This window comes from Chitinophaga sp. (assembly GCF_035564935.1).
GTDB lineage: Bacteria > Bacteroidota > Bacteroidia > Chitinophagales > Chitinophagaceae > Chitinophaga.
Genome location: NZ_DATMTE010000502.1, coordinates 1 through 2,298, shown reverse-complemented (window position 1 = coordinate 2,298; position 2,298 = coordinate 1). Strand labels below are relative to the sequence as shown.

The following is a 2,298-nucleotide window of genomic DNA, read 5'->3' as shown; positions in this document are numbered from 1 at the left end:
CTTCTGAAAACGATTCATTTTTAAAAGTGGCGGTGAAATGGTAGGTTTTTAATTTATTCCCGTTGAGATGGATTTTGATACCATACCAACGTTCCATTTTCAGCGCAATATCTTCGAAGTTATCGTTGTCGAATACCAGGTAGTTATCATGCCAGGCGGTTTCCGCTACCATGCTGTCTTGTGTGTTACTGCGGATGTTTTCTACCTTGTAACCTGCTACCAGGTTGGGTTGGATCAATTTATTTTCTGGTCCGTGTTCTAAAATGATCTTTTGATTAGGCGCCAGTTTCACGTTCCTTTCTACGCCGTCGTTCAGTGTTACTTCCACTGCGCCTGTGATGAGCGTAGCTTCCGTGGTATTATCTCCTTTATATGCTTTTACATTAAAAGAGGTACCCAGTACTTTGATGTCCATCCTGGAAGTATGAATAGAAAAAGGTTTGGCTGCATTTTTCGCCACATCAAAAAATGCTTCTCCTTCCAGGGTAACATCCCGGCTGTCCAGGTTGTTCATATCAGGATCATAGGTTAAACGGCTGCCGCCATTGAGCCATACTTCCGTTCCATCGGGCAGTTGCGCCCTTGAGCGGGAGCCATCGCGGGTATAAATAGCCGCCATAGCTGCTTTACCGGCCTTTTGCGGGTATTTGTTTAATAAGAGATAGACACAATAACCTCCGAGCACTACCACCAATACCGAAAGAACGGTTACCAATTTACGGAAGCTCCTCCTGACCATTTTAACAGGTAATTCTTCCTGTGGAAACTCCTCTTCCATCCGTGCCAGGTGTTTTTCCAGGGCCAGTTCCGTTTTGGTTTCCCATTCCTTACCGGCAGCCGGCTGGGGCCAGTTGCTCAATACGGATAATTTATATCTCAGGTCCGGATCTTTCTGCAATGATGCTTCCAGTTCACGCAATTCCTCCATCGTGGCCTCGCCCGATACCTTTCTTCCCATCAAAAGCCATATTCTTTCCTGTTCCATGTGTATGATACAAAAGCATGATTATACAGAAGGACAAGTAAATTTTGAAAATCTACTACTCCGTCTGAAAAAAAATTCAAATTATTTTGTTTTAATAAAAGAGAGATTGATCACTTCGCTGATTTTTTTGAGGGCCTGGGCCATATGCACATCGATGGTATTCACAGAAATGTCGAGGATCTGGGCTACTTCCTTATACTTCAAACCGTCTTCCCGGATGAGCTTAAAGATCATTTTTCTTTTGGGTGGGAGCGCATTTACCGCCGCTTCTATTCTTTTTACCATTTCGCCGGAAATGAAGATCTGTTCCGGTGTGGCGTAGCTAACGCTGATATCTACTGTTACTTCATCCAAACTGAAATGCTGGGTACGGGCGGCTTTATTAAGATAATTGAGGGCAATGTTTTTGGTGGATACATAAAGGTACACCCGGAGGTTGTCGACCTGGAGCAGGCGTTCCCGCTGTCTCCATACGTTCAGGAATACATCCGAGGCGATTTCTTCGGCAGACTCCCAGGATTTTACGATGGAAAAGGCAAACTGGCTTAATGGCTTGTAAAATATCCGGAACAGTGCCTTGTAAGCCTGTTCATCTCCCAGGGATGCTACCCTTTCCACCAGCAGCTGTATGTTCGCTTCTTCCCTCAATAATTTGTTTTTTGGTTGAAAAATTGATCCCTAAAGATAATACAGATTTTTTCTAATCTGATCTCAGTTTACATATATTATTATATAATATGAATTGATTATAAAGTATATACTCTTCACTGCTTTATTATTGCATTACTTTTTAAACATAAAATACACGGCTCCGATAAGGAACAAAAAGGACACAAGATAGTTCCAGCGGAGGGGTTCTTTGAGAAAGGTGACGGCAAAGATGCTGAAAACGGTGAGGGTGATTACTTCCTGGATGGTTTTGAGCTGGAAGCCGCTGAATCCTTCCTGGGCGCCGTAGCGGTTGGCGGGTACCATAAAGCAGTATTCGAAAAAGGCGATGCCCCAGCTGATGAGGATCACTTTCCAGAGGGCTACATCCTGGTGTTTGAGGTGGCCGTACCAGGCGAAGGTCATGAAGGTATTAGAGACGGTGAGAAGCAGGATGGTGCGCATGTGTGATTAGATTAATTTTTCTATCAGGAAATAGATTTTTCTATGAGTGTAGTTAGGTTTGTGAGTTTTGTATCTTCAACGAAAGCCAGTTTTTTGGCTTCTTTGTGAGCGCAGCCCCCTTCGGTCCACAATGCCTTCTGCTTCTACATATATAACTTCTCTCCATAAAAAATGGGATACTTCCGCTGTATCTCCATCGG

Annotated in this window: 3 protein-coding genes; all 3 read right to left on the bottom strand. The window is 43.7% G+C overall.

From position 1 onward, the window contains the following. On the bottom strand, positions 1-958 hold a 958-nt coding region (locus VN105_RS12810), incomplete at its 3' end, for a FecR family protein (protein WP_325641445.1). 108 nt (positions 959-1,066) lie between these two features. Continuing rightward, on the bottom strand, positions 1,067-1,633 hold the full coding sequence (locus tag VN105_RS12805; RefSeq protein WP_325641443.1) for an RNA polymerase sigma-70 factor: 567 nt from the start codon (positions 1,631-1,633) through the stop codon (positions 1,067-1,069). Positions 1,634-1,768: 135 nt separating this feature from the next. After that, on the bottom strand, positions 1,769-2,098 hold the full coding sequence (locus VN105_RS12800) for a DMT family protein (protein ID WP_325641441.1): 330 nt from the start codon (positions 2,096-2,098) through the stop codon (positions 1,769-1,771). Between the last annotated feature and the right edge of the window lie 200 nt (positions 2,099-2,298).